Raw genomic sequence first — 23,922 nt, forward strand, 5'->3', positions numbered from 1 at the left:
ATATCAAGAGGTTATAATGAAAAAAGGAATTTTCATCGTTCTTGCTTCTCTTTTCATCACTACGGCCAGTTACAGTGCTCCCTTTCCTCTTTCTATCAAAGCTGAAAATGGTTCTGTAAAGTTAAATAAAAAACCAGAAAGAATTATTGTCCTTGAGTTTGGAATTTTAGATGAACTTAAATTGCTAGGTGTTAAGCCTGTAGGCATAGGTAAAAGTGATAATACTGAAGGCCAAGATCCTGCCCACCTTCAAAATTTTATAAAAGACATTCCAGGTGTGGGAACAAGAGATGAGCCCAGCCTTGAAGCAATTGCAAAATTAAAACCAGATCTTATTATAGGAGATGCTTCATTTGTTACAAATATACTTCCTCAATTAAATAAAATTGCACCTACTGTTTTATTAAATGGAATTTTAGGTGATCCTAATGAACAAATTAAAAATCTTAAAATCTTAGCAAAAATTACAGATACAGAAAAAAAAGTTCCGTCCATAATAAAACATTATGAAGCAATTCGAAATGATGCGATTGCTGTTGCTCAAAAATCTCCTAAAAAAACAATCTTAATGGGATTTGTTACACCAAGTGGAATTTTTAGAGTATTAAGTGCAAATGCAATTGCAACACCTATATTAAAAGAACTTAATAAAGAAAATTTAGTTAAAGAAACAAATGTGATGCATAGAATTGAAATGACAGTTGAGGGTGTATTAAGCAAAAACCCAGATCAAATCGCAATTCTTCTAACAGATGGAAATAAAGAACCATTTGAAAAACTTTCGAAAAATCCGCTTTGGAATGATTTACGAGCTGTTAAAGACAATCAAGTATATTTCTTAGACAGAAATATTTGGGCAAAAACTCATGGTATTGAAGCAATGGAAATTATGTACAAAGAAGCTAAAGAAACAGGATTTTTAGAGTCAAAGCCACAGGGCCATATCATAAAAAATAATTAGTTATGATTAGGAATAAATATGAATAAAGTAGCAATTATTGGTTGTGGAAATGGTGGGCAGGCTTTAGCAGGACATTTGTCTTTATTAGGACTCAATGTAAACTTATATGCTCATCCAAATCATTTAGGTGGATTTCAAGAAATAAAAAAAAGAGGGGGTGTTGAGTGTTTTGGAGCTGTCCATGGCTTTGGAAAAATCAATATCGTTTCAAATGATCTTGCTGCTGTATTAAATCAAACAGATATTGTTTTTATCTGTTTGCCTGTAATTGCTCATGAATCTATTTTTATAAACATGCTCCCTTTTTTAAATGAAAATCATATTGTCATTAATTTATCTGGTCAATTTTCAGGTATTTATCAAAAAGAAATTTTAAATCGTTCTGGTTGGGAAAAAAATATTATCATTGCTGATGTTACTTCTTTTCCTTATGCATGTCGATCGGAAAGTCCTTCTAATGCAAATATTGTATCTATTAAAACAAAAATGGGAATTGCTTCTTTTAATAAATCCATTGCTTATGAAATAAATGATATTATAAAATCTTTTTTTCCAAGTAAATTGGAAGTTATGTCAAGCTTTATTGAGGCCGGACTTTATGATCCTTGTGGTATAACTCATCCAGCAAACGTGGTTTTTAATGCAGGACGAATTGGAAATAAACAAGAATTTTATTTCTATAAAGAAGGAATTACAAAAGAAACAGCTCAATTTCTTGAAGTTTTAGACAATGAAAGAATATTAATTGGACAAAAGCTAGGATTAAATTTACCTCGCTTTTATGAAGTTATGAATAATTATTACGATCTTTCATTTACTAGTATTTATGATTTTTATAAATTATCCCCTATTCATAACAAAAAAACATTTTGTCCAGATTCCATTTCACATCGTTACGTTTCTGAAGATGTGCCCTATTCTTTAGTTCCTTGGTATAGTATAGGGGAAAGATTAGGTTATAATGCAACATCTATGAAAAATATAATTGAAATAACATCTACTATGAACAAAACAAATTATTATGAAAAAGGACGTATCGTTACGAATCTTCAGTTGAAAGAATTTCATTCATGTGGATAGCTCTTGCTATTTTAAGCTCAATTATATTTGGAATAGCTAGTGTATTAATGAAATCGGCAACGATAAAAAAATGTCCCGATCACTATATTTTGTTTGGTCTTTATTTTTCTGGTAGTTTGTTTTTTTTATACCAATCCTTTTCTGTAATTGAGTTTACTTATAGCTTTAATGTATATTTATGGTCTATTTTAATTGCGCTAGGTTCATTTTTTGGTAATTGGTTTGTGATTAAAGCATTGGAACTTGGGCCTGCAAGTTTAACGGCACCTATGCTAAATTTAAACTTGCCATTTATCATTTTAATGTCAGTGTTTATTTATGGTGAAGAGTTAAATTTAATTAAGATTTTAATTATTTTAACTTTATTAGTAGCTATTATAATTGTCAAAATAGATCCAAATGAAAATTTAGTTATAAAAAATAAAAAATGGTTTATATGGGTTATTTTAGGTTCAACATTTTTATTTTTAAGAGAAGGTGGCTTAAAAATAACCCAAGAATTAAATATCAATAACACCCAGATTTTACTTAATTCATATTTATTATGTTTGATTTTTTCAGGCATAATTTTGTATAAAAAAGAAACAAAAGAATTAAAGAATAATTATAAAGTTAAAACTGACTTTAAAGAATTTATATTGCAAATTAACCAAAAAAATAATTTAAATGGGATCTATTTTGGACTTATTACAGGAATATGCTCTGGTCTAGGGCTTTATTTGTATTCAAAAGCATTATTAACAGGTCCTACTAGTCTTGTTGCTCTTATTTTTTCTGCTCGAAGTTTGATTATAGTTTTATTATCCTATTTTTTACACAAAGAAAGATTATCTCTTTTTCAGAAGTTTTCTGTCTTTTTATTGTGCTTAGGATTATCTTTAGCAAGCTTTATTTAATATGAAATATAAATTTTATCTTTTCCTAATTCTCTCATTTGTTTTTAGTGCTTTTTTGTTTTTTTATTCATTAACTGTTGGTCCCTTAAAATTATCATTTTATCAAGTTATTGATGGTTTATTTTTTTCGTCTGATAGCATTTATCATCGAATTATTTTTGAAACGCGTTTACCAAGAAGCATCACTTCATTTCTAACAGGCTCTTCCCTTGCTTTATCTGGAATGATTTTACAATTTATTACTAAAAACTCATTAGCTTGCCCAAGTTTATTAGGAATCAATCAGGGTGCTGGTTTTGGCATTGTTGTCATTCTTGCACTGTTTCCTTTTTGTGCCATTCCTATTTATATGTCTTTTTCTTTATTGGGCGGAGTGTTGGCAGCATTTTTAATTTATATCATTACTTCTTCTATTGGATATTCACCACTTCGACTCATTTTGGCAGGGCAAGCTATAAACGCATTGTTTTATGCATTAACACAGGCTATTCTTATTTTCTTACCAACTCGATCCGGTGTTATTTTAATAAATATCAATGGTTCTTTATCTAGTTCTTCATGGGAACTTCTCAAATATCATTTTCCTGTATTAATTATTTGTTTATTTTTTATTATGTTGAATTTAAAAAAAATTCATATTTTGAGTTTAGGTGAACAAGTAGCTTCATCCTTAGGATTAAATGTTAAAAAATTAATTTTATTTTTTCTTATTATAGTTGTAATGATGTGCTCGTTTTCTGTATCGATGATTGGACCTATTTTATTTTTTCCATTAATCGTAAACCATTTTTCAAAAAAAATTGTAGGTGAAAATCCTTTCATACTTGCTCCAGCTGTGATTATTTTTGGTGCTAATTTTATGTTAATTTCTGATATCGTAATGAGAGTTCTATTTCATGATAAAGAAGTCGCTATTGGTTTATTTATATCAATATTAGGTGCTCCAATATTAATATTTTCATCTAAATTAAGAAAGAAAATAATAAGTGTATAAATGTTTAATAAATAAAAATTATTTTATATTCTATATTTTTTTGTTTTTGTTATTGCTTTGTTATTTTTCTTTAAAATTTGGAATGTCAAATTACTCTTTTTTAAATATTTATGAAGCTATAATTAAAAAAAATTTAGAGTATGAAAACCAATTTATAATTTATGATGTAAGATTACCTCGCCTAATTGTTGGTATTCTGTGTGGAGCTGCTTTTGCTTTATCAGGGAGTTTACTACAAACTGTTTTTCGAAACCCAATGGCTGCTCCCGATATATTAGGAATTAATTCAGCTTGTTCTTTTTGCATTTTATTATTTTCAATCTATCTTTTAAAAGATCTCAATTTGTCTTTTTTATTATCTTCTTTTATAGGTGCATTATCCGGATTTTTAATTGCTATTTTAGCCTCTATTGAAAATAAAAAAATTTATCATGCCAAATTGATTATAGTTGGCATTGCAATTGGCGTTTTATTTAAATCACTTTGTCAATTTTTAATTATGCAATCTGATGAAAAACAAAGTGCATTTTTTTCTTTTATAACAGGCACATTATATTTGGTAAGTTGGGATACAGTATATACTATTTTTATACCTTCACTGCTTTTTATAATCATTTCCTTTTTTATGCATAAAAAACTCGATGTTCTACTTTTGAATGAAGATGTTTCTAATAGTATTGGTTTTCAAGTAACAAAGTGGAAAATAATTATTATATTTATATCTTTGGTGTTGGCCTCAGTTGCGGTAAGTGGTTGTGGGAGTTTAGGATTTGTTGGTTTAATTTCACCAAATATTTCAAAAATATTATTTGGAAGTTTTCATAAATTAAACCTAATTGGTTCCGCATTAATTGGAGCCGTTTTGACTGTATTTTCTGATTTTTTAGGTAGAATTTTATTTCCACCATATGAAATTCCTGCAGGACTCATTACAATAATTATTGGCGTTCCATACTTTGTTTATTTAATGAAAAAAATAAAAATTCACATATAAATTAATTTAAAATTCCATCATAAAAAATAATGGGATTATTTTTTTCATCTCTTAAAATTTTAAAATTTACCTGAAAAACATCATTTAGAATTTTATGTTTTATGATGTTTTCAATGTTTTCATGTGCTATTATTTTCCCTTTTTTTATAATAACAATGTAATCTGAGTAGCGTAGGGCATGGTTTAAATCGTGATGAACCATAATAATCGTCTTTTTTTCTTTTTTATTTAAATTTTTTAATAATTCAAGAATTTCTAATTGGTGTTTAATGTCTAAATATGTTGTTAATTCATCTAAAAATAGACAATCACTATTTTGTGCAATCGACATTGCAATCCAGGCTCTTTGTTTTTGTCCCCCTGATAATTCATCCATTAAATGCTCTGATAGTTCTTTTAAACCAGTAACTTTAAGAGCCCATTCTACCATTTTTTCATTTTCAATTTTATTTTTTTTAAAAAGAGATTGATAAGCATATCTTCCATAAGATACAAGTTGTTTTACAGTGATATCTTTGGGGCTTTCAGGAGATTGTGGTAAACTTGATATTTTTTGAGCTAAAATTTTTTTATTGTAACTATCAATAAGTTTTTGATTGATTAAAATTTTACCCTGATTTGTTTTGATGTTTCCTGATATTGCTTTTAATAGAGTTGATTTTCCTGAACCATTTGGACCAATGATGGAAGTCATTTTTTCTTTGATAAAAGTTAAATTTACATTGGATATGATGTCTTCTTTTCCGTAAGAAATATTTAAGTTTTGTAAGGAAATATCTATCATTTTTTTTTGCTCTTTATTTTAGAATATAAATGATAATAATAATTATTATCATTTATATTCTAACGTTTTAAAATTATATTTCAAGTAAAATAAAATCAATTAATGAACATTTATAGGGCATTAAAAAAATAAAAGAGAAATATGTATTTTTAATAATTTAGTCATTGATACCTAAAAATAAAATTTTATTCACAAAATAAATAATGCTTTTTAATAACAGTATTTAATTGAATTCTTCATTAAAATTTAATTAAAATTTAATGCTATTAGTGGTATTTATTTAAATCTGTTTAACTTAGGCAAAGTTAAATTGACAAAAAATCAGATTTGAATTTTAAATCTTTTTTAAGAATAGAATTTTCTATTCTTTATCAAGAACTTTTAGTTATAAATAATTTATAATTTGTATAATATTAAGGAAAAACAAATGAAAAATATATATCTTGCAATTGGTTGTTCAATTTACTTTTCTAGTCCAACTTTTGCTTTAGATAATAATAGTATAACCTGTAAAGTTCTATTTGATTTTAACAAGACAACCTTTGATGAAAAAAAATTAAAGGACTGTCTAGAGCAATCAACAAATAAAAAAGACGTTAAAAATATTGAAATTATTGCTTCGGCTAGTAAAGGTGGCTCTAATCTATATAATAAAAAATTAACAGATAAACGCTCAAAAGCTTTGAATCAATTTATAAGTAAAGAAATTCCTAATGTAAAAATTGCTTCGTCTTCTTTAGGAGTTAATGAAGAATATGGACGTTCTGGCATTGTTCATTTAACTGCTGTTTCTCAAAATGTAACAGAAACTCCTAAGGTAGTAGAAACACCAAAAGAAGAAAAACCTGTTGAGAAATCAGTTGAAAAACCTGTTGAGAATAACTCTAAAGAAGAACTATCTGTAAAAGAAGAAGTCAATTTAAATTATAATGATAACAAATTTTATACAAATTTTTCCCTAAGAGTTGGTAGAGATTATTATACATATGATGTTCACGCTCCTTATCTTGCTACAGGAGCTGAAGTTGGCGTTCAATATCAACAAAATAATTGGGTACGATACGAATTAGCAGCACAAGGAAATGTTTTAACAAATGTAACAGGTGATCCTGTTTTAAATCTTTATACATATTATGCCGCTCCAGGTGTTTATCTAACAAATTCTGGTTTTCTAATTGGAGTGAGAGGGCTTGCAGGTGCTGTTACAAACGAAAATGGTCAAACTGGTCGTGATCTAGGTGGAGAAATAAGAGCAGGATACGAATATAAAGCATTCTCCTTAATTTTAGATGCTGGTAGAACGGAAAGTTCTGTTAGATTTGGTATGAATATTGGCTTTAAAATATAAATAAAATAAATTTGTTAGAGCAATATGAAGTCAGTTTAACATTCTATCACAGAATATTGTTTTACTGACTTTGTATCCGCTGAATTACAGCTAGATTTTCCTTCTATCACTTTCAAAAATTCAATTTTAAAAACTTTTTTTATTAAATTGGAATTATGGTTTATTCTAAAGTAAAAATGAACTTCTGTTAGTTCATGATCACCTAAAGAAATGATTTCATATTTTTTATCGGTAGCATTCAACCATGCCCATGAATAAATTTTAAATAATTCATTTTCAACTAATAGAGCATATTTATTTAATATTCCACTCATCCCACGATAATTATTATTTACTTTAAATTCATTTAATTTTCGATTTAAGAATGTTTCCACATCATTAATATGAAAAAGACCATACCAACGCATGGAAGGTGCTTCATAAAATGTAGGAGCGTATCGGTGACCCCCAATGTGCGTAGACTTCCAAACTCTAAAATTTAATTTATTTTTTTCGATTTTTGAGGAAAACTCATTATAAATATGCAAGCCATATTTTCCACAACAGAGGTCTCTCTTTCCATGAACACAAATAAATATTTCGTTTTTATTTTGAGTGTCTGTTTGTTTCCATTTATCAAAAATTTCTGTATTTCCCGAAAGATAATCTATAATATATGATCCTAAATGAATTAATTCATCATTAGGTATTGAAATTTCTGTTTTAATATATGGATCAAATTCATTCTGGTTTCTTTTAAAAATAAAGATTTTAGTTTGATTTTGAATAGAATATTCACTTTTAGCAAAATAATTTATTCCAAACTCTATTTTGTTTTTTGTTAATTGAGGAAGTAACATTTGTAATGAATTTGGATAGTGCACAGATTTTATAGGAATAGAGTCCCAAGGCTCTTCAAGTTCAATTGCAATTTGAACATCTAATTTTGAAACAGAACAAATAATATTTTCAGGGCTGAATTTTGTTAATGTTGAGCACTCATTTTCAATATCCATTTTGACTCCATTTTTAATAAATAATTAAATGAAAATTATTTATTTTCTAGAATTGATACAATAGAATTTAAGATTTTATTAAATTGTCCTGCATTTGCAATGAGTGGGGGTGTTAACGATAAAACGTCAGCTCTTGGCCCTTCTGGAAGAACAATAAATCCGTTTTCTAATAAAGTTTCCATTAAAGAAACACAAAAAGCTTCTTCTTGAGAATAAAACCAAATCCCTTTCATAAAACCTTTTCCCCGAATTTCAAAAGGAAACTTTTGGGATAAGGCTTTTAATTCCATATTTTCTTTAAATTTAAAAAAAGCATTATCAATATTTATTAATTCTTTTTGAAAAGTTGGTAAATATTTTTGTATATATTTAATTGTTTCGTAAGCAACAGAACAAGCTAATGGATGGCCTAAAAATGTTTGTGTTTGTCGTGCTTCTCCCTTCGACTTTTCCCAAACATCCATAATATCTCCAATGCAAGCGCTAATTGGCAAACCGCCTCCCATCGCTTTTCCTACACAAAGTAGATCGGGAATTACGTTATAATGTTCTAATGCAAACATTTTTCCTGTTCTACCAAAACCGGTATATATTTCATCAAAAATAACTAATGTCCCATATTTTTTGCATAATGTTTGGCAGTTTTTCATAAAGTCCGGTGAAAAACCTCGTTTTCCACCGCGGCCTTGATAAGGTTCCAAAACAAGAGCTGCAAACTCTTTTTTCTTTAATTCTTTTTCAAGCAGCTCAAGTACTTCTTCCGGAGAAAAAAGATGATGCTTCTTTTTTAACATATTAGGGTCTAGAATTATATTATCTGAGCTGATTTCACTTGGGAAATAAGGAAAAGGTAAAGAAACACTTTTATCTTTTATCCAAGACTCAAATCCTTTCGTAAATTCTTCTCTGTGATTTAATGTCAGAGGAGCAAACTGAAGTCCATGATAGCCACCAGCAAAAGATAAAAAGCGGCTTCTATTTGTCGCAAGCATTGCCGTTTTTAGAGCATTTTCTATTGCATCACCACCACTTTGTCCTAATAAAGATTTTGCATTTTTGAAGGGTGATATCTCAGCTAAAATTTCTAATAATTTAATTTTTGGGAGAGTCGGGTGAACATCACCCATTCCATGAATTAATTGAGAACATTGCTTTCGAATAGCTTGAATTGTTACTTTAGGTCTATGGCCTAATGCTAAAACTCCAAAACAAGCTGTGAAATCGAGATAACGATTTTTATCAATGTCATGAACAAACATTCCATTGCCACGCTTCATAACAATGGGAAAACGTTCACCAAAAAATGTGGTATCAGGGCATTCTACTTTTTGAAGGCGGGAGAGAAGTTTGTCAGTGACTTTACGTGATTGTTTTTTTATCATTTTTCTCAGTCCAAAGGTGTTCGGTTTTATCAAAAAACTCGATCATTTTTTCTTCTTTTAAAAGAAAGATCGCTTTTAAAATGTCTTCATAATTGTTTGGTGCTTGATTGTCATCTAGTATATTTATTTTTTTTAATAAAAATTCATTTAAATAGTATTCAACGGATTCATAAAAACGCATGATATCTTTAGCAATGATATTATCTGTTTTTTTAATGAGATAAACTCTTTTATCAAGTTCAATATTCTTCTTTTCACTATAAATTTCAATAATAATTCGAACAAGTAGGCAATTGAAAAAAACGCCTCCAATTAATTCATAACCTTTATGTCTTAATTGATATTCTTCAAAACGAATTTTGAAATTATCAGCAATATTAATTAATTCTCTTGGTGTAAAGGAATTTAACCAAGTAGGAAATTTTAAAGGATGCTCTAATTTATTATTTTCAAAAATTTGAGATAAATAGTGGTTCATAATTTCTTCATTTCTCTCCCATGCAATAGGTAAAAAAATGATTTTCCCTTCAAGTTTTTCACATAACTCTATTATTTCAAATTTATTTTTGCCTTTAATTCTTTCGTTTTCAGAATAGCCAAGCAGTACAATATAAGTTGTATTAAAATTCCATAAATTTGCAAGTAAAGCCCATCTATCATCTTCTTTTAGAGAACTATGATCTAAATCATCTAAAATATAGACTTTATGTTTATAATTGTTAAAGTCTTTCATGTCGAGAACTTTTCTCGTCAAAATTGCAAATTGAAAACCACTCGTAATTATAATATCAACACTACTACTAATAAGTTTGTATAAAGAGTATGTTAATTTAAATTTATTAGTGAGAAGCATTAAACTAATTATGATAGAAATAGGAGCAAAAAAATAAGAGTGATAAAAACCAAATTCATAAATAATAGTATAAATAAAAAATAAAAATAGAACTGTTTTGAAAAAACCTAAAAGGTGCATATAAGCTTCGCTTAGAGAGGTAATCCCAAAAAAACTTTTTTTAACAAAATGTAAACCATCTGTCTGTATTTCATGAGAATATTTTTCAATTAAATAAGTTTTTCCCGAGCCCCAAGGGCCAATAATGAAAATAAGATTTTCATTTTTTCGAATAAAGATATCAATTTGGTGCTTTATCGTATCGTAATTTAAGCTTTTATGTTCATCTATTCCGTCGTGAGCTTCTAGTTTTTCTTTTACAATTTTGAGTAAAGGAGGATCATTGGAAACAATTCTTTTAAAATTTATAAAACATTCTTTTATAGAACTCTTACTTTTATTTCCTTCAATCATATCATTCCTCTGAAATTTATGGAATAAAAAAATGAAACGAATCTATGTATTATATATTATAGGAAATTTTTAAAAAGGAAAGAAATAATGTGGGTTAATTAGTGTCATTATTTTAAAATTATAAAAATTTTTTTAACTTCCAATATTTTTAATGTTTATGTTTTGAACTGAAGAGTTTCCAAAATTAGGATAACCTGGATTTTCTTCTAGTAATATTGATCGATTGTTAATTATAAAATTATAAAGATTTTTATCTATAAAATGAATTTCATTCGATTTTAAGTTAATTAATTTGATTTTTTCAATTTTTAATAGGTTTTCAGGAATTCTTATAATATTATTTCCTTCAGCTATAAAATATTTTAATAAAACTAAATTGTTGATTTTTTCAGGTATAGTTTCAATAAAATTAAATGAAATATCTAAGTATACTAGATTATTTAAATGAATAAATGTGGATGGTAATTTTTTTATTTCATTACTTGATAAATCCAAATATTTTAAATTTTTAAATTTACTTATAGATTTAGGTATTAATTTTATTTTATTGCCCTCTAAGAAGAATTTATTTAGGCATTTTATTTTTTTTAATTTTTCATTTATTTCTATTATTTTATTGTGGTTAAAATTTAAAGATTCTAAATTTTTTAAGCTCGAAATATAATCTGGTATTTCTTCTATTTTATTTAAAGATAAATTAAGATTTTTAATTTTAACAAGATTAATTATTTCTTTATTAATAACTTCTATATTGTTAAATGATAAATTTAAAGTATTTAAATTTTCAAATTCATTTGGGTTTACTTCAATTTTTGTAATTTTATTATTTTCAATATTTAGCGTCTCTAGGTTTTTTAAACGCTTTATGTTCTCAGGTATTTTGCTTAATCTGTTTTTTGATAAATTTAAGTATTTTAATGTGTTTAAATATGAAATAGATTTGTCAATATCATATAATTTATTTTCTTCTATGTTTAATTTTTCCAGATTTGAAAAAGAGGTTAATGGGGAGAAATCTTTTAATTTTGTTCTTTTTAAATTAATTTCTTTTTCATTTAAATTATATTTTTTTGCTAAAATAAATTTTGCTGTTTTTTGAGCTTCTGTATTATTTCCTAATTCTGAAGCCCAATCATATAAGGTATAGTTAAATTTTAAATTAAATCCAATATTTGTCATTTGGTCATTTGATGAAACTAATTTAAATCTGCATTCTGTAATTGTTTTTAATATTCCAAATTTTTTAGAAATATAGATTTTTCTGTTACTAATTTTAAATTGAATATCATAACAGAAAATATCAGAATTTTTTTCAGGAAAAATTTCTATTGAATTTGTATTTATATGAGATGGAATATATAATTCAATTGAATTAAAATGTTTTAATTTTTCTAATGTATCGGATTGTTTCCCATATAAAAAAATGTTTTTATGATTAAAAAAATAGGTCTCCGATTTTGATATATAAATAAATGATTCTTCATATTTTTCTTTGTCTAATATTTTTATAGAATTTCCTTGGTATAAAGGATCTTGTTCTGTTATATTAGAGTCATTTTTTTTTGAGCAAGAGAAAAAAATAAATATGATTAATGTTATTTTAACAGTCAATAGCGATTTCATATTTTGTCCGTGAATCTAATTTATCAATTAAAAAAAACTCATTGTTTCTCTTTTTTTGAGTTTTCTTTCTTTTATTTACATAAATTTATAAATTAGTCTATATTTTTTGTTATAAAATTTAATTTAATTTTTTGATTATTTATAAAGCTAAAAATAACAAATATGATAAATAATTTATTTATTATTTTAAATATATTTGAATTATTGTTTATTTGAAGATCTTTTATTAAATTTTATATTTTTTTCAAAAAATTCCTGAGATATATTTCTTGAAATAACAGAGTTTTGTTTTTGCAGTAAACTGGAAATATCTTTATAGGTTTTAGCAATTTCTCTATCTATACGATTGCATTCATTAATACGTTCTAAAAAGTTTTTTAGAATATTTTTATCGCTTTGGATTAATTTTGTTTTCTCTAGAACTAAGTTTTCAATTTCACTTACTCTTTCTTCATTTTTATTTGTAAACTCTTGAAATAGACTTAATAATATTTCTTTTTCTCTGTTTAAAGTCTCATTATTTAAAGTAACTTCTTCTAGAGTTAAAGCTTGAAGAATTGTATGTATTAATATCTCAAAAGATAGAGGTTTATCTAGTAGGTTAAAAGCCCCTAATTTTAAACATTCAATTGCTTCTTGTTTTTCAGCATGGCCAGATATAACAATAATCGGCTTATGAATATTCATTTTTTTTAATTTTGCAATAAAATCAAGACCATTCATTTTCGGCATTTTTATATCTACTAAAAATATATTCGGTTGAAAGCCGTCTTGTAAACTTTCAATTGCTTTTAAAGGAGAATTAAAATCGTATAAAGTGACGTTAATATGTGACTTTATCATATCTTTTAATACTTCTAGAATATCTATTTCATCATCAATAATAGCAATGGCTTTGTTTTTAAATTCTTCAATCATAACAAACCTTTCTTAATTTTAGCTCCGTGTAATATGAATTAATTTATTTGAAATGTTATCTATAGGTTCAATAAAGTCGGCCGCATTTAACTTTATCGCTTCTTTTGGCATTCCAAAAACAACACATGTTGCTTCATTTTGAGCTATTGTTTTTGATCCTGAATCTTTTAATTGCTTAAGCCCTATAGCTCCATCACTACCCATTCCAGTTAAAATTACTCCAATTGTTTTTTTTAATTTTAATTGTGCCACTGAATTAAAAAGAACATCAACTGAAGGCCTATGGCCATTTATTGTATTTGTTTCTGTAATTTCAATTTGAAGGTTTTGATTATTTTTCTTCACAATCATATGTTTGTTACCGGGTGCAATATAGACATTATTTTTTTCTATTATATCCCCATTTTTTGCTTCCCTAACCTCAAAAGGACAAAGTTTATTTAATCTATCTGCAAGTGCTTTTGAAAAAACTTCCGGTATATGTTGCACAATTAAAATTGGGGGAATTTGTGATGGAAGCTCTTCTAAAATATGTTTTAATGCCTCAGTTCCCCCAGTTGATGATCCAATAGCGATTAAATAATCACCATCCATTGTATTTTGCTCTATTCTACTTTTAATTACAGGAGCTTTAAATGAAGGAATTTTAGCATTTTTACTATGGATAATCTTATCTATTAATACTTTACTTTCATCTTCTAGTTGACGAAAATCTGGTTTTTGAAAAAAATCGAAAGCACCAAGTTCTAATGCTTCCATTACTAATGATCCTTCTTCCATATTTAGTGCACTAACAACTATCGTTGGAATTTTATATTTTGGTAAAATTAATTTTAAAATATCAATACCGCTTAAAAAAGGCATATTTATATCTAAAGTAATTACGTCTGGATTAAGAATTTTAATTTGATCTTCTAATGTTCTTGGATCTTCTACTTCACCGACAACTTGTATTTGTTTATTTTTTGATAAAATATTTTTAAGCTGCATCCGGATGGTTTTAGAATCATCAACGATTAATACTTTTATAATTTCATTATTTATACTATGCGAATAATTTATTGTTGTTTCGTTTTTAGAAACTGATTTTGTTTTTTTAAAGTCATTATAAATAGTTTCTAATTTAAAGCATATTTCTTCGCTTGATTCATCTATATTTTTTAAGTCAGGTTTTTCAACATAATCAGAAGCTCCTAAGCTTAAAGCTTCTTTTGCAATGGTTGTACCATCACGCTCTATGGAACTGACAATGAGAACGGGGGGGTGTCTGTCTTTACGAAAATCTGCTTTTAAATATTCAATCCCTGTTTCTTCAGGCATATGAATATCAAGAGTGATAATATCTACTTTATTTGTTTTTAATTTTTCTCTTGCTTCTCTTGTATTTGATGCAGTAGCAATAACTTGAAATCCTTTTTCTTTTGTTAAAACTTTTTTAAGCAGTACAAGAATGGTTGGTGAGTCGTCTACACATAAAACATTTATTAAAGATTTTTCGATTGGTTTAACTTCTTCAAAAGTAACTTTTTCTTTTGGTGAATAATTTTTGTGACAATAAATTGAATTTGAAAGAAGTTTTACTGGTAAGTTTAGCCCTAAAATAGATTCGCTTATTCCTAAAACCAATAATCCATTTGGTTCCAGTCTACTTAGCAATGAATTGATGATTTCAGAAACTTGTTGCTGATTAAAATAAATTAAAACATTGCGGCAAAAAATAATATCGAATTTATCATTTATAAATTTGTTACTCAACTTCAATAAATTTGCCTCTTCAAAAGAAACAGGATCTTTAATATGTTTTTTGGGCTTCACAAAATCTCGAATACTCGCAAGACCTCTTACCCAATTTCCATGGACGTAAGACATGGGAACTTGAGAAATATCTCTATAAAAATAAACTCCATTTTGTGCATATCTAACAGACTCATGATCAACATCTGTACCTATAATTTTATAATCAAAATCTTTTATTTTATTCTCTTTTTTTAATTTATTAAAAAACATGGATAAAGAGTAAGCTTCTTGACCTTGGCTACTTGCTGAACTCCAAATTCGAATTGTTTTATTTCTTTTTTCATTGATAATTTGATTTAAATATTTTTTTTCAATGTCTTCAAAGTGAAAGTATTCTCTAAAAAAGTAACTATGATGTGTTGTTAAAAGAGATATAATAGCTTTTTTTTCGGATTCAAAATTAGCATTTAAATGCTTTAAGTACTCTGATGGTGAACTAATTCCTAAAGTGGTAAATCTTTTATTTAAACGAGATTCTACCATACTGAAGTTTTTTTCACTCAGTTGATTCCCTGTTTCTTCATTGGCAATATGGCATATTTTTTGAATTAAAGAATACCACTCGCTATTCATTAAAGGTCCTCAAATCTAGGATCATTATAAGAAGGAACTTCTTCGCTTGTTACTGCTTTTGGTTGAGAATTTTCCTTATTATGTAAGGAATCTTTTTTAATGTTTGAATCTATTGTTGGTGATTTTGTACTTTTCATATTAAATGATTGTCTTTTAGAATTAGTATCATAATCTTTGTTTTTATTTACAGGTGGGTTGTAATTACCTTTGTCATTATTGTTACCTGAACTTGCTTTAAGTTGTGAAATGTTACTTTCATTGCCAACAATAATTTTTACCAGATGTGAAGCCATTTGTTCAATTTCATAGCTTTGTCTTAAAAGATCAGCGGCTGTTTTAGAAGTTTTTTGAGCAATATTGCTGTTTTGATGTGTTACGTTATCTAGTTCTTGCATTGCATGATTGATTTCCGTAACACCTTTTGCTTGCTCTTGAGCTGAGTTCGCAATTTCATATACTAGATGGTTTACTTCTTCAGAATTTATAAATATTTGTTCAAAAATAGAAGCGCATTCATTGCTAATCGCTTCACCATTTTTCATCGTTTCTTTTGACTTTGTTAAAATATTTTCAACATTATTTTTTGTTTGATCTATGATTGTTTTCACTCTATTGATGCTGCTTTCAAGCATGGAAGAAATTTCTTTTGATGCATTTCCACTCATTTGGGCTAAATTCCCTACTTCTTCGGCAACAACTGAAAAACCGCGGCCATGTTCACCTGCACGAGCTGCTTCAACAGAAGCATTAAAAGATAAAAGTTTAGTCTGAAAAACAATTTCATTAATTACTTTTGTTTTACTTTCAATTTCTGCAATTACTTTTACAATTTCAGAAATTCTTTTATTGCCATCTAATACTTGATCCATAATTTCTTGGTTGCTTGATTTTATATTTGAAATAGAATCAACCATTTTATGAATAACATTTTTACCTTCATTGACTTTGATTTTATTTTCATCCGATTTTCGTCTTGAAGAATCAGCCATTTCTGAAGTTTTATTCATCATGGCGCTAATTTGGTTAACAGCTGTAACGGTTTCTTGAAGAGAAGCGGCTTGTTCAAGTGTTGCAGCAGAAAGTTTTTGGCTTTCCGAAGATGCTTCAGCTGATGATTTATTTAATAACAAGTTGCCATTTGCTAATTGATTGGCAACATTCATAAGCATATTCGCTAAATTTTTGCTAAAGAATATACTCAATGAAATGACTATAATAAAAATGAGTGTAAAAATGATTGTATATATTATTTTAGAATTAATAATTTCAGAATAAGCTTCATCACTATCAACTCTAACCAAAACTTTCCAACCTAAGTCATCTACTATTTTATCTCCTATTACTTGTTTAAATGCATTTATTTGCCAATTGCCACGTCTTGCATGTTTTGCTTCTATTACGCCTTCTTCACCTTGTGAAAGTTTTACAGCAGCTGCCTGCCCAGCTTTTATTAAATTAAATTTATTTAATGTTTTTTCGTCATGGATAACATCTTTTTTTCCGTTATTTAACGAAGGTGTATAATCAATAATGACATCACCATTTTTATTTAATAAAGTAAGCTCTAATGTTTTCATGTTTGCTTTATAAAAGCTATCATAAATTCTAGTTATAGTACTTTCTACCCAAATAAAATTAGGGTGTGTGCTGATTATGCCAATGGGTTCACCTTTTGAATTATAAATAAAAGTCGAAAATGTTGTTGAATATACTTTTTCTTTGTATACAGATTCTGTGGTTTCATCGAAATAGGCATCTTGAAAATTTACTTGAGTAAAATCTTTTTTGGCATCTTCAAGAAATTTCTTAGATAATGTTTCTTTAAACCATTGGGTATTTGAAAAATTTTGTTTATACAATATTTCGCTATTTATTTTTTTTCCATCTGGTGCTTCATCATTTACACTTAATAATCTTCCATTTAAATCACAAACCATGATTAAATTATAAATACCATAAAATTTAACAATTTGATTGAGGTAATTGATATATTCTCTTGAGTTTGTTGAAAAATTTTTAAAATGAAGAGAAAATGTCTTTACATCGCCATAGCGCTCATAAAATTGATCTTGAATTGAATTTGAAAGGTCTTCTGATGCTAGAAACATTTTAGACTTTAATAGCTTTTCTTGAGAATTAAAGTTGCTTATAGCCAAAATTATTGAAACAATGGCTATTGTCACAACACCAGACATGCTTAATAAAAGTATTTTTAATTTCAAAGACATATTTTTAAACATATTTAATCCTCAACTTTTTCCAAAATATTCAATCCATTACCATTAATAATTTCCATCAAACTTTTTGCCATAGCTTCTAATTCATTACTTTGTTTTAATAATTCATGTGCAGTTTGTGTTGTTTTTTCTGCAATGCTATTATTTTGATTTGTTACATTATCTAATTCATGCATCGCATTATTAATTTTGTAAATTCCTTTGGCTTGCTCTTTAGCTGAATTTGTAATTTCATATACAAGTGTATTAACCTCTTCTGTATTTATTAATATTTGTTCGAAAATATCTACACATTCTTTGCTTACTTCTTCACCTTCTTTAATAGTATTTTTTGATTTTGTTAAAATTTGATCAATATTATTTTTAGTTTGGTTTATTATAGACTGCACTTTATTTATGCTATTTTCTAGTAAAGTAGATATTTCATTAGAAGCATTTCCGCTCATTTTTGCAAGGTTTCCAACTTCTTCTGCTACTACTGAAAAACCCCGACCATGCTCACCAGCCCGTGCTGCCTCAACAGATGCATTAAAAGACAATAGTTTTGTTTGAAAAACAATTTCATTTATCACTTTTGTTTTATGTTCAATTTCACTTATTACTTTAATAATGCTTGAAATATTTTTGTTACTTTCTAACACTTCTTCCATAATTTCTTGGTTGCTTTGCTTTATATTATTAATTGATAAAATCATATTATGTATAGTTTTTTTTCCTTCATTTACTTTTAATATATTTTCTTCTGATTTCTTTTGAGAACTAATCGCCATTTCTGAACTTTTACTCATCATAGCATTAATTTCATTCACTGCAGAAACCGTTTCATGAAGTGAAGTTGCTTGTTGAGTTGCAGAAGTACTTAGCTTTTGGCTGTCTGATGTGGCTTCAGTTGAAGTCTGAATTAAAATTTGATTTCCTTTAGATAAACTATTTGCAATATGTTTTAATTTATTTGCTAAAAATGTTCCAAAATAATAGCTAATCCCAGTAATAATTAGGAATATGATAAGAAATAAGACTAAGAAAATGTTTCTAGAATAATTTGTTCTTGCATAGGCTTCTGAGCTGTCAAATCGAACTAATAATTTCCATCCAATATCATCTACTATTTTTTTTCCAACCACATTTTTATATGCGTTTATTTGTTTTACTTTATATCGGGAGTTTATAGACTCTAAAGTGCCTTCTTCGCCCTTAGATAGTTTTAGAGCAGCGGGTTGTCCAGATTTTAACAAATTATATTTATTTAATATTTTTTCATCATGAACTAATTCTGTTTTATTTCCATTTTTTGATGGATTGTAGTCTAATATAACATTAAAATCTTTATCTAGCATGGAAACATGCAGTGTTTTAATATTTGAATTTACGAAATTATCATACATTCTTGTTACCGTATTTTCAACCCAATAAAAATTTGGGTGAGTACTTAATATAGCTATCGTATCCCCTTTAGAATTGTAAATTAATGTAGAAAAAATAGTTGAATATATTTTTTCTTTATAAACTTTTTCAATAATTTCATTAAAATCTGGTTTTTGAATATTTACTTGAGTAAAACCTTTTGCAGCATCTTCGGAATACCTTTTTGTTAATGTCTCTTTAAACCAATTTGTTTGAGAAAAATTTTCTTTATATAAAATTTCACTGTTTATTTTTTTTCCATCGGCATTTTCATCATTAGTGACTATTAATTTACCATTTAAATCACAAACGAGGATTAAGTTATAAAACCCATAAAATTTAACAAGTTTATTTAAATAATTTACTTCTTCTTTTGAATATCCAGAAATGTTTTTAAAGTACAAAGCAAATGTTTTTGCATCACCATAACGCTCATAAAATTGATCTTGAATAGAATTGGAAAGATCTTCTGCTGATTGATACATTCTTTCTTTAATAAGATCTTCTTGTGAATTAAAATTAAAAAAAGCAAAAATAATTGAAATAATAAAAATTGAAAATGATCCTGCAAGGCATAGTATTAAAATTTTTAGTTTTAAAGAAAATTTATCCGCAAAATAAATTTCTTTCATTTGTACCTCTAAGCAGCCGTTTTTTCAATATGAACTAAGTCTTCTACACTCAACGATTTTGCTAAATTGATTAAAACTATAAGTTGATTTTTGTATTCAATTAATCCTTCAATATAATCATTTTTAATGCTTGTTTGCATATCTGGTTTTGGGAGTATTTTTTCTTTTTCAATATTTATGACATTATCAACTGAATCGACAAGTGCTCCAATTGTTATATTGTCTAAATCACAAACTATGACGGAATTTTCTTCTGATCCTTTTGAAACGATATTTAGTTTTTTTCTCATGTCGATAACACTAATTACTTTACCTCTTAAATTCATTATTCCACAAAAATAAGAAGGTGTGTATGGTATACCCGTAAATTCAGGAATACCAATGACTTCTTTCACTTGTAAAAGAGGAATGCTAAAATGTTCATTTCCTAAAGTGAAACAAAGATATCTATTATCTGTAGTATATAATCGTTGTATTTTTCCTGTTTCTTCTGTCATACATTACCCTGCTTTTGATGAAAGAATGGATTTATTTCTTTGTACATTTTGTTGAAACATATTTCCTGTAATTAATTCTGAAACTTCTAAAATAGGAACTACTTTACCATCACCTAATATCACGCTTCCAACTATTCCTTTTTCGCATCTCATTTCTTCTCCAATTGTCTTTGTAACCACAGATTGAATAGAAATAATTTTATCAACAATAACTCCTATTTTTTTACCGTTACTTTGAACTATAATAATCACTTTTTCATTTATTTTATTTTTATCATTATATTTATTTTGAAGTCCCATAGATAAATCTACTATTGGAATTTCTTCACTTCTTAAAATAATAACACTTTCCATTCCTGTTAAATGATTGATGTTACTTTTATTTAGACTAAGACATTCAATTACTTGATTGACAGGAATAATAAATTTTTCATTAGCAATTTCTGTAATAAATGCATCAAGAATTCCTACGGACAAAGGAATTTTAATTTTAAATGTTGTTCCTTTATCAATTTCTGTAAATATTTCAATTTTTCCACTTAACATTTCTATATTGGTTTTAACCACATCCATACCAACGCCACGGCCAGAAATTTCGGTTGTCTCGGCTTTTGTTGAAAATCCAGGGGCGAATATAAGATGATAACATTCTTCATCACTTAATGTTTCATTTCCTTTTATCACACCCTTTTTAGTTGCTATTTCATAAAGAGTTTTTGGATTTAAACCTTTGCCATCATCTTGAACACATAATATTAAGTTTCCTGATTCATGGCTTGCTTTTACTGTTACTGTACCTTCTTTATTTTTATTTTTTTGTAAGCGCTCTTCATTACTTTCTAAACCATGATCGATGGCATTGCGAACCATGTGCATCAATGGATCAGAAATTTCATCTAATATAAATTTATCAATTTCCGTATTTTCACCTAAAAAGTTTAAAATAATCTCTTTATTTAGCATTACTGATGTATCACGAGCTGTTCTTGCTAGTTTTTGAAAAGCAGGTTTAATAGGGACTAGTCTTAAATTCATGACAATATCTTGAACTTCTTTTGTAGTTTTATTTAGTAATCTAAAATGATTTTTTAAATTTTGATTCGTAGAATTTTTGATTTGTTCTTCAAACATACTTTGTATAATGACAATTTCACCTATATAATTTTGTAATTTTTCAATTTTATTTAATGGAATGCGAATGATTTCTTCTGACATTTCTTTTTTAATTTTATTTTTTTGAATTTTTACATCGTGATTAACTTTATTATCCTCTTTTTTCTCTTTTTTAAAGAAGACAACTTCTTCTTGAGGTGTTTCTTTGTTGTCTTCTAAAGTTACTTTATTGTCCGTATTGTCATTAGGCGAATTTTTTTGAGATTCTTGTAAAACTTTAGTAATTTCTTCTATAATTTCCTTTTGATTTGGTTTGAAATTGAGATCATTTTTATATTGTTCAATTATTTCTTTTAACTTATCATTTGTCATTAATAGGACATTGATAATACTGTTGTTAACTTCAATTTCTTTCTTTTTAAGTTTTAATAATAAAGTCTCTAATGTATGGAGAATTTCTGCTATCTCACTAAAACCTACTGCTTTCGCACTTCCTTTTAAATTATGGGCTAAACGAAAACTTCTTGCCAGTAAATCTATTGGGGTATTGTCACTAAATTGCAAATAAACTTCTTCAGATTCTTCAATATTTATTGAAGCTTCCTGAAAAAATGTTTTTTGTAATTCTAATTCAAAATCGTCATCCATAATAGAATGCCTTTTTTATGATTTATTTTTTCTTCAGCCATATCGGAAGCTTTGAAAATTGGTATAACGACATGTCATTTTTTAGACTTTAAATATTTAGATAAAAATTTCCGATTCTGTTTTGATATAAAAATTTAAAGGAATTTTATGACAAAAAATAATAGTTTTTCATTGAAAAAATGGTTTTATATATTAATAACTGTTATTTTAATAAATATCATTATATTAGGATTATTTTCTGTTATATCTTCAACTATTTCAAATAGTTTTTTAAACGGCTTAGGAAATACGAATTTTCCATTAATAAAAAACACCCTTTTGGTTGATATGATGCATGATGGCCTTCGTGGTAACGTTACGAACGCACTTTTATTAGCTGCCACGGGAGGTTCTCAAGCAGAAAAAGATGAAGTTATAAATGAAAATAAAGAAATGGCAAAAAAATTTAAAGATTATATTGAAAATATAAATAAACTATCACTAAATAATGAAATTAGACCTTTAGTAAAAGATGTGATCCCAACTATTAATCAATACGTCGAAACGAGTGCGGTGGTCATTCAAAATACTTTTGCAAATAATAAAAAAGTAGCTGCTGTAGAACATGAAAAATTTATGCAGTTATTTAAAAAATTGGAAAAAGATTTAGATACTCTTTCAGATAAAATAGAAAAAGAAAGTGAAAATGAAATTTTAAATTCAAAAAATACTTCAAATAATTTAAAATACTTAAGTATTTTATTTATGATTTTATTTTTATCTATCACTTCTGTTTTTGCTTACTATATTAGTTTGAAAATTTCAAAAATGATGAATCAAGTTATTGAGAGTTTGATCTTTCAGAGTAATGCAATTTTACAAAGTGCAACAGATATAAATAGTTCTTCACAAAATTTGAGCTCAGGTACAAATCAGCAAAATGCATCATTGCAAAAAACGTCTTCAGCAATTCTACAAATTAATTCCATGATTAAAAAAACTTCTGAAGGATCAGAACATTCTAGTTTATTATCCAAAAAAAGTGAATCCGCTGTTAAAAATGGTGAAAAAATTGTATTTGCATTGATTTCTTGTATTGATAAAATAAAAACAAGTAATAAAGAAATTATGGCACAAGTGGATCATGGGAATAAAAAAATTAATGATATTATAAAAGTAATTTCAGATATTTCAAATAAAACAAAAGTGATAAATGATATTGTTTTTCAAACAAAATTATTGTCTTTTAATGCTTCTGTTGAGGCCGCACGAGCGGGTGAACATGGAATGGGCTTCTCTGTTGTTGCTGAAGAAGTTGGAAATTTAGCAAAAATGAGTGGTGATGCAGCCAAAGATATAAATAATATGTTAAGTGAAAGTATAGATACAGTTGAAAAAATAATTTTAAGTACAACAGCTGAGGTTGAAAAGTTATTTAAAATTGGCGATGAAAATATAGCAGAAAGTACTCAAATAGCAAATCAATGTGCTATTGTTATGAAGGATACAGTTGAAAATGTTACCATGGTAAATAAATCTGTTTTAGAGATAACGACAGCAACAAAAGAACAAGAATATGGAATTAATGAAATTGTAAATGCAGTTCATGAACTAGAAAAATCAACACAAGAAAATGCAAAAATTTCGGAAGACTCAGCGAAATCGGGAGTTGAACTAAATTTAAAAGCAAATGAAATTTCCGAAATTATTGACTACTTAAACTTAATGATAAATGGTAATACAGATAAAAAAGCAGCTTAA

At 27.0% G+C, this 23,922-nt stretch carries 18 protein-coding genes; 7 read left to right on the top strand and 11 right to left on the bottom strand.

Going from position 1 to position 23,922, the window contains the following annotated elements; genetic code table 11:
- The first annotated feature begins 16 nt into the window (after positions 1 to 16).
- The 5 genes from GCL60_RS11985 to GCL60_RS12005 are packed head-to-tail and all read left to right on the top strand — an operon-like array spanning position 17 to position 4,925.
- Entirely contained in the window at positions 17 to 961 is a 945-nt protein-coding gene (locus GCL60_RS11985; RefSeq protein WP_153420901.1) for an ABC transporter substrate-binding protein, read from the top strand.
- A gap of 18 nt (positions 962 to 979) precedes the next feature.
- The gene (locus tag GCL60_RS11990; protein WP_153420902.1) at positions 980 to 2,041 is read left to right on the top strand and encodes an NAD/NADP-dependent octopine/nopaline dehydrogenase family protein; all 1,062 of its coding nucleotides are present in this window, start codon (positions 980 to 982) and stop codon (positions 2,039 to 2,041) included.
- Positions 2,032 to 2,937: a DMT family transporter gene (locus GCL60_RS11995; RefSeq protein ID WP_153420903.1), complete on the top strand. Its 906-nt coding sequence runs from the start codon at positions 2,032 to 2,034 to the stop codon at positions 2,935 to 2,937. The genes GCL60_RS11990 and GCL60_RS11995 overlap by 10 nt, the downstream gene beginning before the upstream one ends.
- A 55-nt stretch (positions 2,938 to 2,992) precedes the next feature.
- The gene (locus GCL60_RS12000; protein ID WP_161998192.1) at positions 2,993 to 3,931 is read left to right on the top strand and encodes a FecCD family ABC transporter permease; all 939 of its coding nucleotides are present in this window, start codon (positions 2,993 to 2,995) and stop codon (positions 3,929 to 3,931) included.
- The gene (locus GCL60_RS12005) at positions 3,924 to 4,925 is read left to right on the top strand and encodes a FecCD family ABC transporter permease (RefSeq protein ID WP_272914826.1); all 1,002 of its coding nucleotides are present in this window, start codon (positions 3,924 to 3,926) and stop codon (positions 4,923 to 4,925) included. Before GCL60_RS12000 ends, GCL60_RS12005 begins: the two co-directional genes overlap by 8 nt.
- Before the next feature lies 1 nt (position 4,926).
- On the opposite strand, the gene GCL60_RS12010 is transcribed toward GCL60_RS12005, so the two are convergent.
- Entirely contained in the window at positions 4,927 to 5,709 is a 783-nt protein-coding gene (locus GCL60_RS12010; RefSeq protein ID WP_153420906.1) for an ABC transporter ATP-binding protein, read from the bottom strand.
- A 427-nt stretch (positions 5,710 to 6,136) separates the two neighbouring features.
- On the opposite strand from GCL60_RS12010, the gene GCL60_RS12015 reads away from it, so the two are divergent.
- Positions 6,137 to 7,057: an OmpA family protein gene (locus GCL60_RS12015; protein WP_153420907.1), complete on the top strand. Its 921-nt coding sequence runs from the start codon at positions 6,137 to 6,139 to the stop codon at positions 7,055 to 7,057.
- Positions 7,058 to 7,092: 35 nt separating this feature from the next.
- Here GCL60_RS12015 and GCL60_RS12020 read toward each other — a convergent pair whose 3' ends face one another.
- The 10 genes from GCL60_RS12020 to GCL60_RS12065 all read right to left on the bottom strand — a co-directional run bounded on the left by GCL60_RS12020 (position 7,093) and on the right by GCL60_RS12065 (position 22,182).
- Positions 7,093 to 8,052: a sucrase ferredoxin gene (locus tag GCL60_RS12020; RefSeq protein WP_153420908.1), complete on the bottom strand. Its 960-nt coding sequence runs from the start codon at positions 8,050 to 8,052 to the stop codon at positions 7,093 to 7,095.
- A gap of 35 nt (positions 8,053 to 8,087) precedes the next feature.
- Positions 8,088 to 9,434, bottom strand: a complete 1,347-nt coding sequence (locus GCL60_RS12025; RefSeq protein WP_153420909.1) for a class-III pyridoxal-phosphate-dependent aminotransferase — start codon at positions 9,432 to 9,434, stop codon at positions 8,088 to 8,090.
- A complete protein-coding gene (locus GCL60_RS12030; protein ID WP_153420910.1) occupies positions 9,412 to 10,740 on the bottom strand; it encodes a P-loop NTPase fold protein in 1,329 nt (442 codons plus the stop codon). The genes GCL60_RS12025 and GCL60_RS12030 overlap by 23 nt, the downstream gene beginning before the upstream one ends.
- A 132-nt stretch (positions 10,741 to 10,872) precedes the next feature.
- Positions 10,873 to 12,363, bottom strand: coding sequence for a leucine-rich repeat domain-containing protein (locus GCL60_RS12035; RefSeq protein WP_153420911.1), 1,491 nt, complete (start codon positions 12,361 to 12,363; stop codon positions 10,873 to 10,875).
- A gap of 201 nt (positions 12,364 to 12,564) precedes the next feature.
- Complete coding sequence (locus GCL60_RS12040) at positions 12,565 to 13,281, bottom strand: response regulator (RefSeq protein ID WP_153420912.1); 717 nt, start codon at positions 13,279 to 13,281, stop codon at positions 12,565 to 12,567.
- An 18-nt stretch (positions 13,282 to 13,299) separates the two neighbouring features.
- Positions 13,300 to 15,651, bottom strand: a complete 2,352-nt coding sequence (gene cheB / locus GCL60_RS12045; RefSeq protein ID WP_153420913.1) for a chemotaxis-specific protein-glutamate methyltransferase CheB — start codon at positions 15,649 to 15,651, stop codon at positions 13,300 to 13,302.
- Positions 15,651 to 17,891 (bottom strand): methyl-accepting chemotaxis protein, encoded by a 2,241-nt coding sequence (locus tag GCL60_RS12050; RefSeq protein ID WP_153420914.1) that lies wholly within the window; start codon positions 17,889 to 17,891, stop codon positions 15,651 to 15,653. Before GCL60_RS12050 ends, cheB begins: the two co-directional genes overlap by 1 nt.
- A 2-nt stretch (positions 17,892 to 17,893) precedes the next feature.
- Positions 17,894 to 19,924 (bottom strand): methyl-accepting chemotaxis protein, encoded by a 2,031-nt coding sequence (locus GCL60_RS12055; protein ID WP_153420915.1) that lies wholly within the window; start codon positions 19,922 to 19,924, stop codon positions 17,894 to 17,896.
- 8 nt (positions 19,925 to 19,932) lie between these two features.
- Positions 19,933 to 20,421 (bottom strand): chemotaxis protein CheW, encoded by a 489-nt coding sequence (locus tag GCL60_RS12060; protein ID WP_153420916.1) that lies wholly within the window; start codon positions 20,419 to 20,421, stop codon positions 19,933 to 19,935.
- A gap of 3 nt (positions 20,422 to 20,424) precedes the next feature.
- On the bottom strand, positions 20,425 to 22,182 hold the full coding sequence (locus GCL60_RS12065) for a chemotaxis protein CheA (protein ID WP_153420917.1): 1,758 nt from the start codon (positions 22,180 to 22,182) through the stop codon (positions 20,425 to 20,427).
- Positions 22,183 to 22,329: 147 nt separating this feature from the next.
- Here GCL60_RS12065 and GCL60_RS12070 point away from each other — a divergent pair, with 147 nt between their 5' ends.
- A complete protein-coding gene (locus tag GCL60_RS12070) occupies positions 22,330 to 23,922 on the top strand; it encodes a methyl-accepting chemotaxis protein (protein ID WP_153420918.1) in 1,593 nt (530 codons plus the stop codon).

Origin of the sequence: Silvanigrella paludirubra, assembly GCF_009208775.1 — a bacterium.
GTDB lineage: Bacteria > Bdellovibrionota_B > Oligoflexia > Silvanigrellales > Silvanigrellaceae > Silvanigrella > Silvanigrella paludirubra.

What these genes read in the sequence shown, in the direction of transcription:
- GCL60_RS11985 (WP_153420901.1), top strand. Translation starts at nt 17, where the DNA reads ATGAAAAAAGGAATTTTCATCGTTCTTGCTTCTCTTTTCATCACTACG.
- GCL60_RS11990 (WP_153420902.1), top strand. Translation starts at nt 980, where the DNA reads ATGAATAAAGTAGCAATTATTGGTTGTGGAAATGGTGGGCAGGCTTTA.
- GCL60_RS11995 (WP_153420903.1), top strand. Translation starts at nt 2,032, where the DNA reads ATGTGGATAGCTCTTGCTATTTTAAGCTCAATTATATTTGGAATAGCT.
- GCL60_RS12010 (WP_153420906.1), bottom strand. Translation starts at nt 5,709, where the DNA reads ATGATAGATATTTCCTTACAAAACTTAAATATTTCTTACGGAAAAGAA.
- GCL60_RS12015 (WP_153420907.1), top strand. Translation starts at nt 6,137, where the DNA reads ATGAAAAATATATATCTTGCAATTGGTTGTTCAATTTACTTTTCTAGT.
- GCL60_RS12020 (WP_153420908.1), bottom strand. Translation starts at nt 8,052, where the DNA reads ATGGATATTGAAAATGAGTGCTCAACATTAACAAAATTCAGCCCTGAA.
- GCL60_RS12025 (WP_153420909.1), bottom strand. Translation starts at nt 9,434, where the DNA reads ATGATAAAAAAACAATCACGTAAAGTCACTGACAAACTTCTCTCCCGC.
- GCL60_RS12030 (WP_153420910.1), bottom strand. Translation starts at nt 10,740, where the DNA reads ATGATTGAAGGAAATAAAAGTAAGAGTTCTATAAAAGAATGTTTTATA.
- GCL60_RS12035 (WP_153420911.1), bottom strand. Translation starts at nt 12,363, where the DNA reads ATGAAATCGCTATTGACTGTTAAAATAACATTAATCATATTTATTTTT.
- GCL60_RS12040 (WP_153420912.1), bottom strand. Translation starts at nt 13,281, where the DNA reads ATGATTGAAGAATTTAAAAACAAAGCCATTGCTATTATTGATGATGAA.
- cheB (WP_153420913.1), bottom strand. Translation starts at nt 15,651, where the DNA reads ATGAATAGCGAGTGGTATTCTTTAATTCAAAAAATATGCCATATTGCC.
- GCL60_RS12050 (WP_153420914.1), bottom strand. Translation starts at nt 17,891, where the DNA reads ATGTTTAAAAATATGTCTTTGAAATTAAAAATACTTTTATTAAGCATG.
- GCL60_RS12055 (WP_153420915.1), bottom strand. Translation starts at nt 19,924, where the DNA reads ATGAAAGAAATTTATTTTGCGGATAAATTTTCTTTAAAACTAAAAATT.
- GCL60_RS12060 (WP_153420916.1), bottom strand. Translation starts at nt 20,421, where the DNA reads ATGACAGAAGAAACAGGAAAAATACAACGATTATATACTACAGATAAT.
- GCL60_RS12065 (WP_153420917.1), bottom strand. Translation starts at nt 22,182, where the DNA reads ATGGATGACGATTTTGAATTAGAATTACAAAAAACATTTTTTCAGGAA.
- GCL60_RS12070 (WP_153420918.1), top strand. Translation starts at nt 22,330, where the DNA reads ATGACAAAAAATAATAGTTTTTCATTGAAAAAATGGTTTTATATATTA.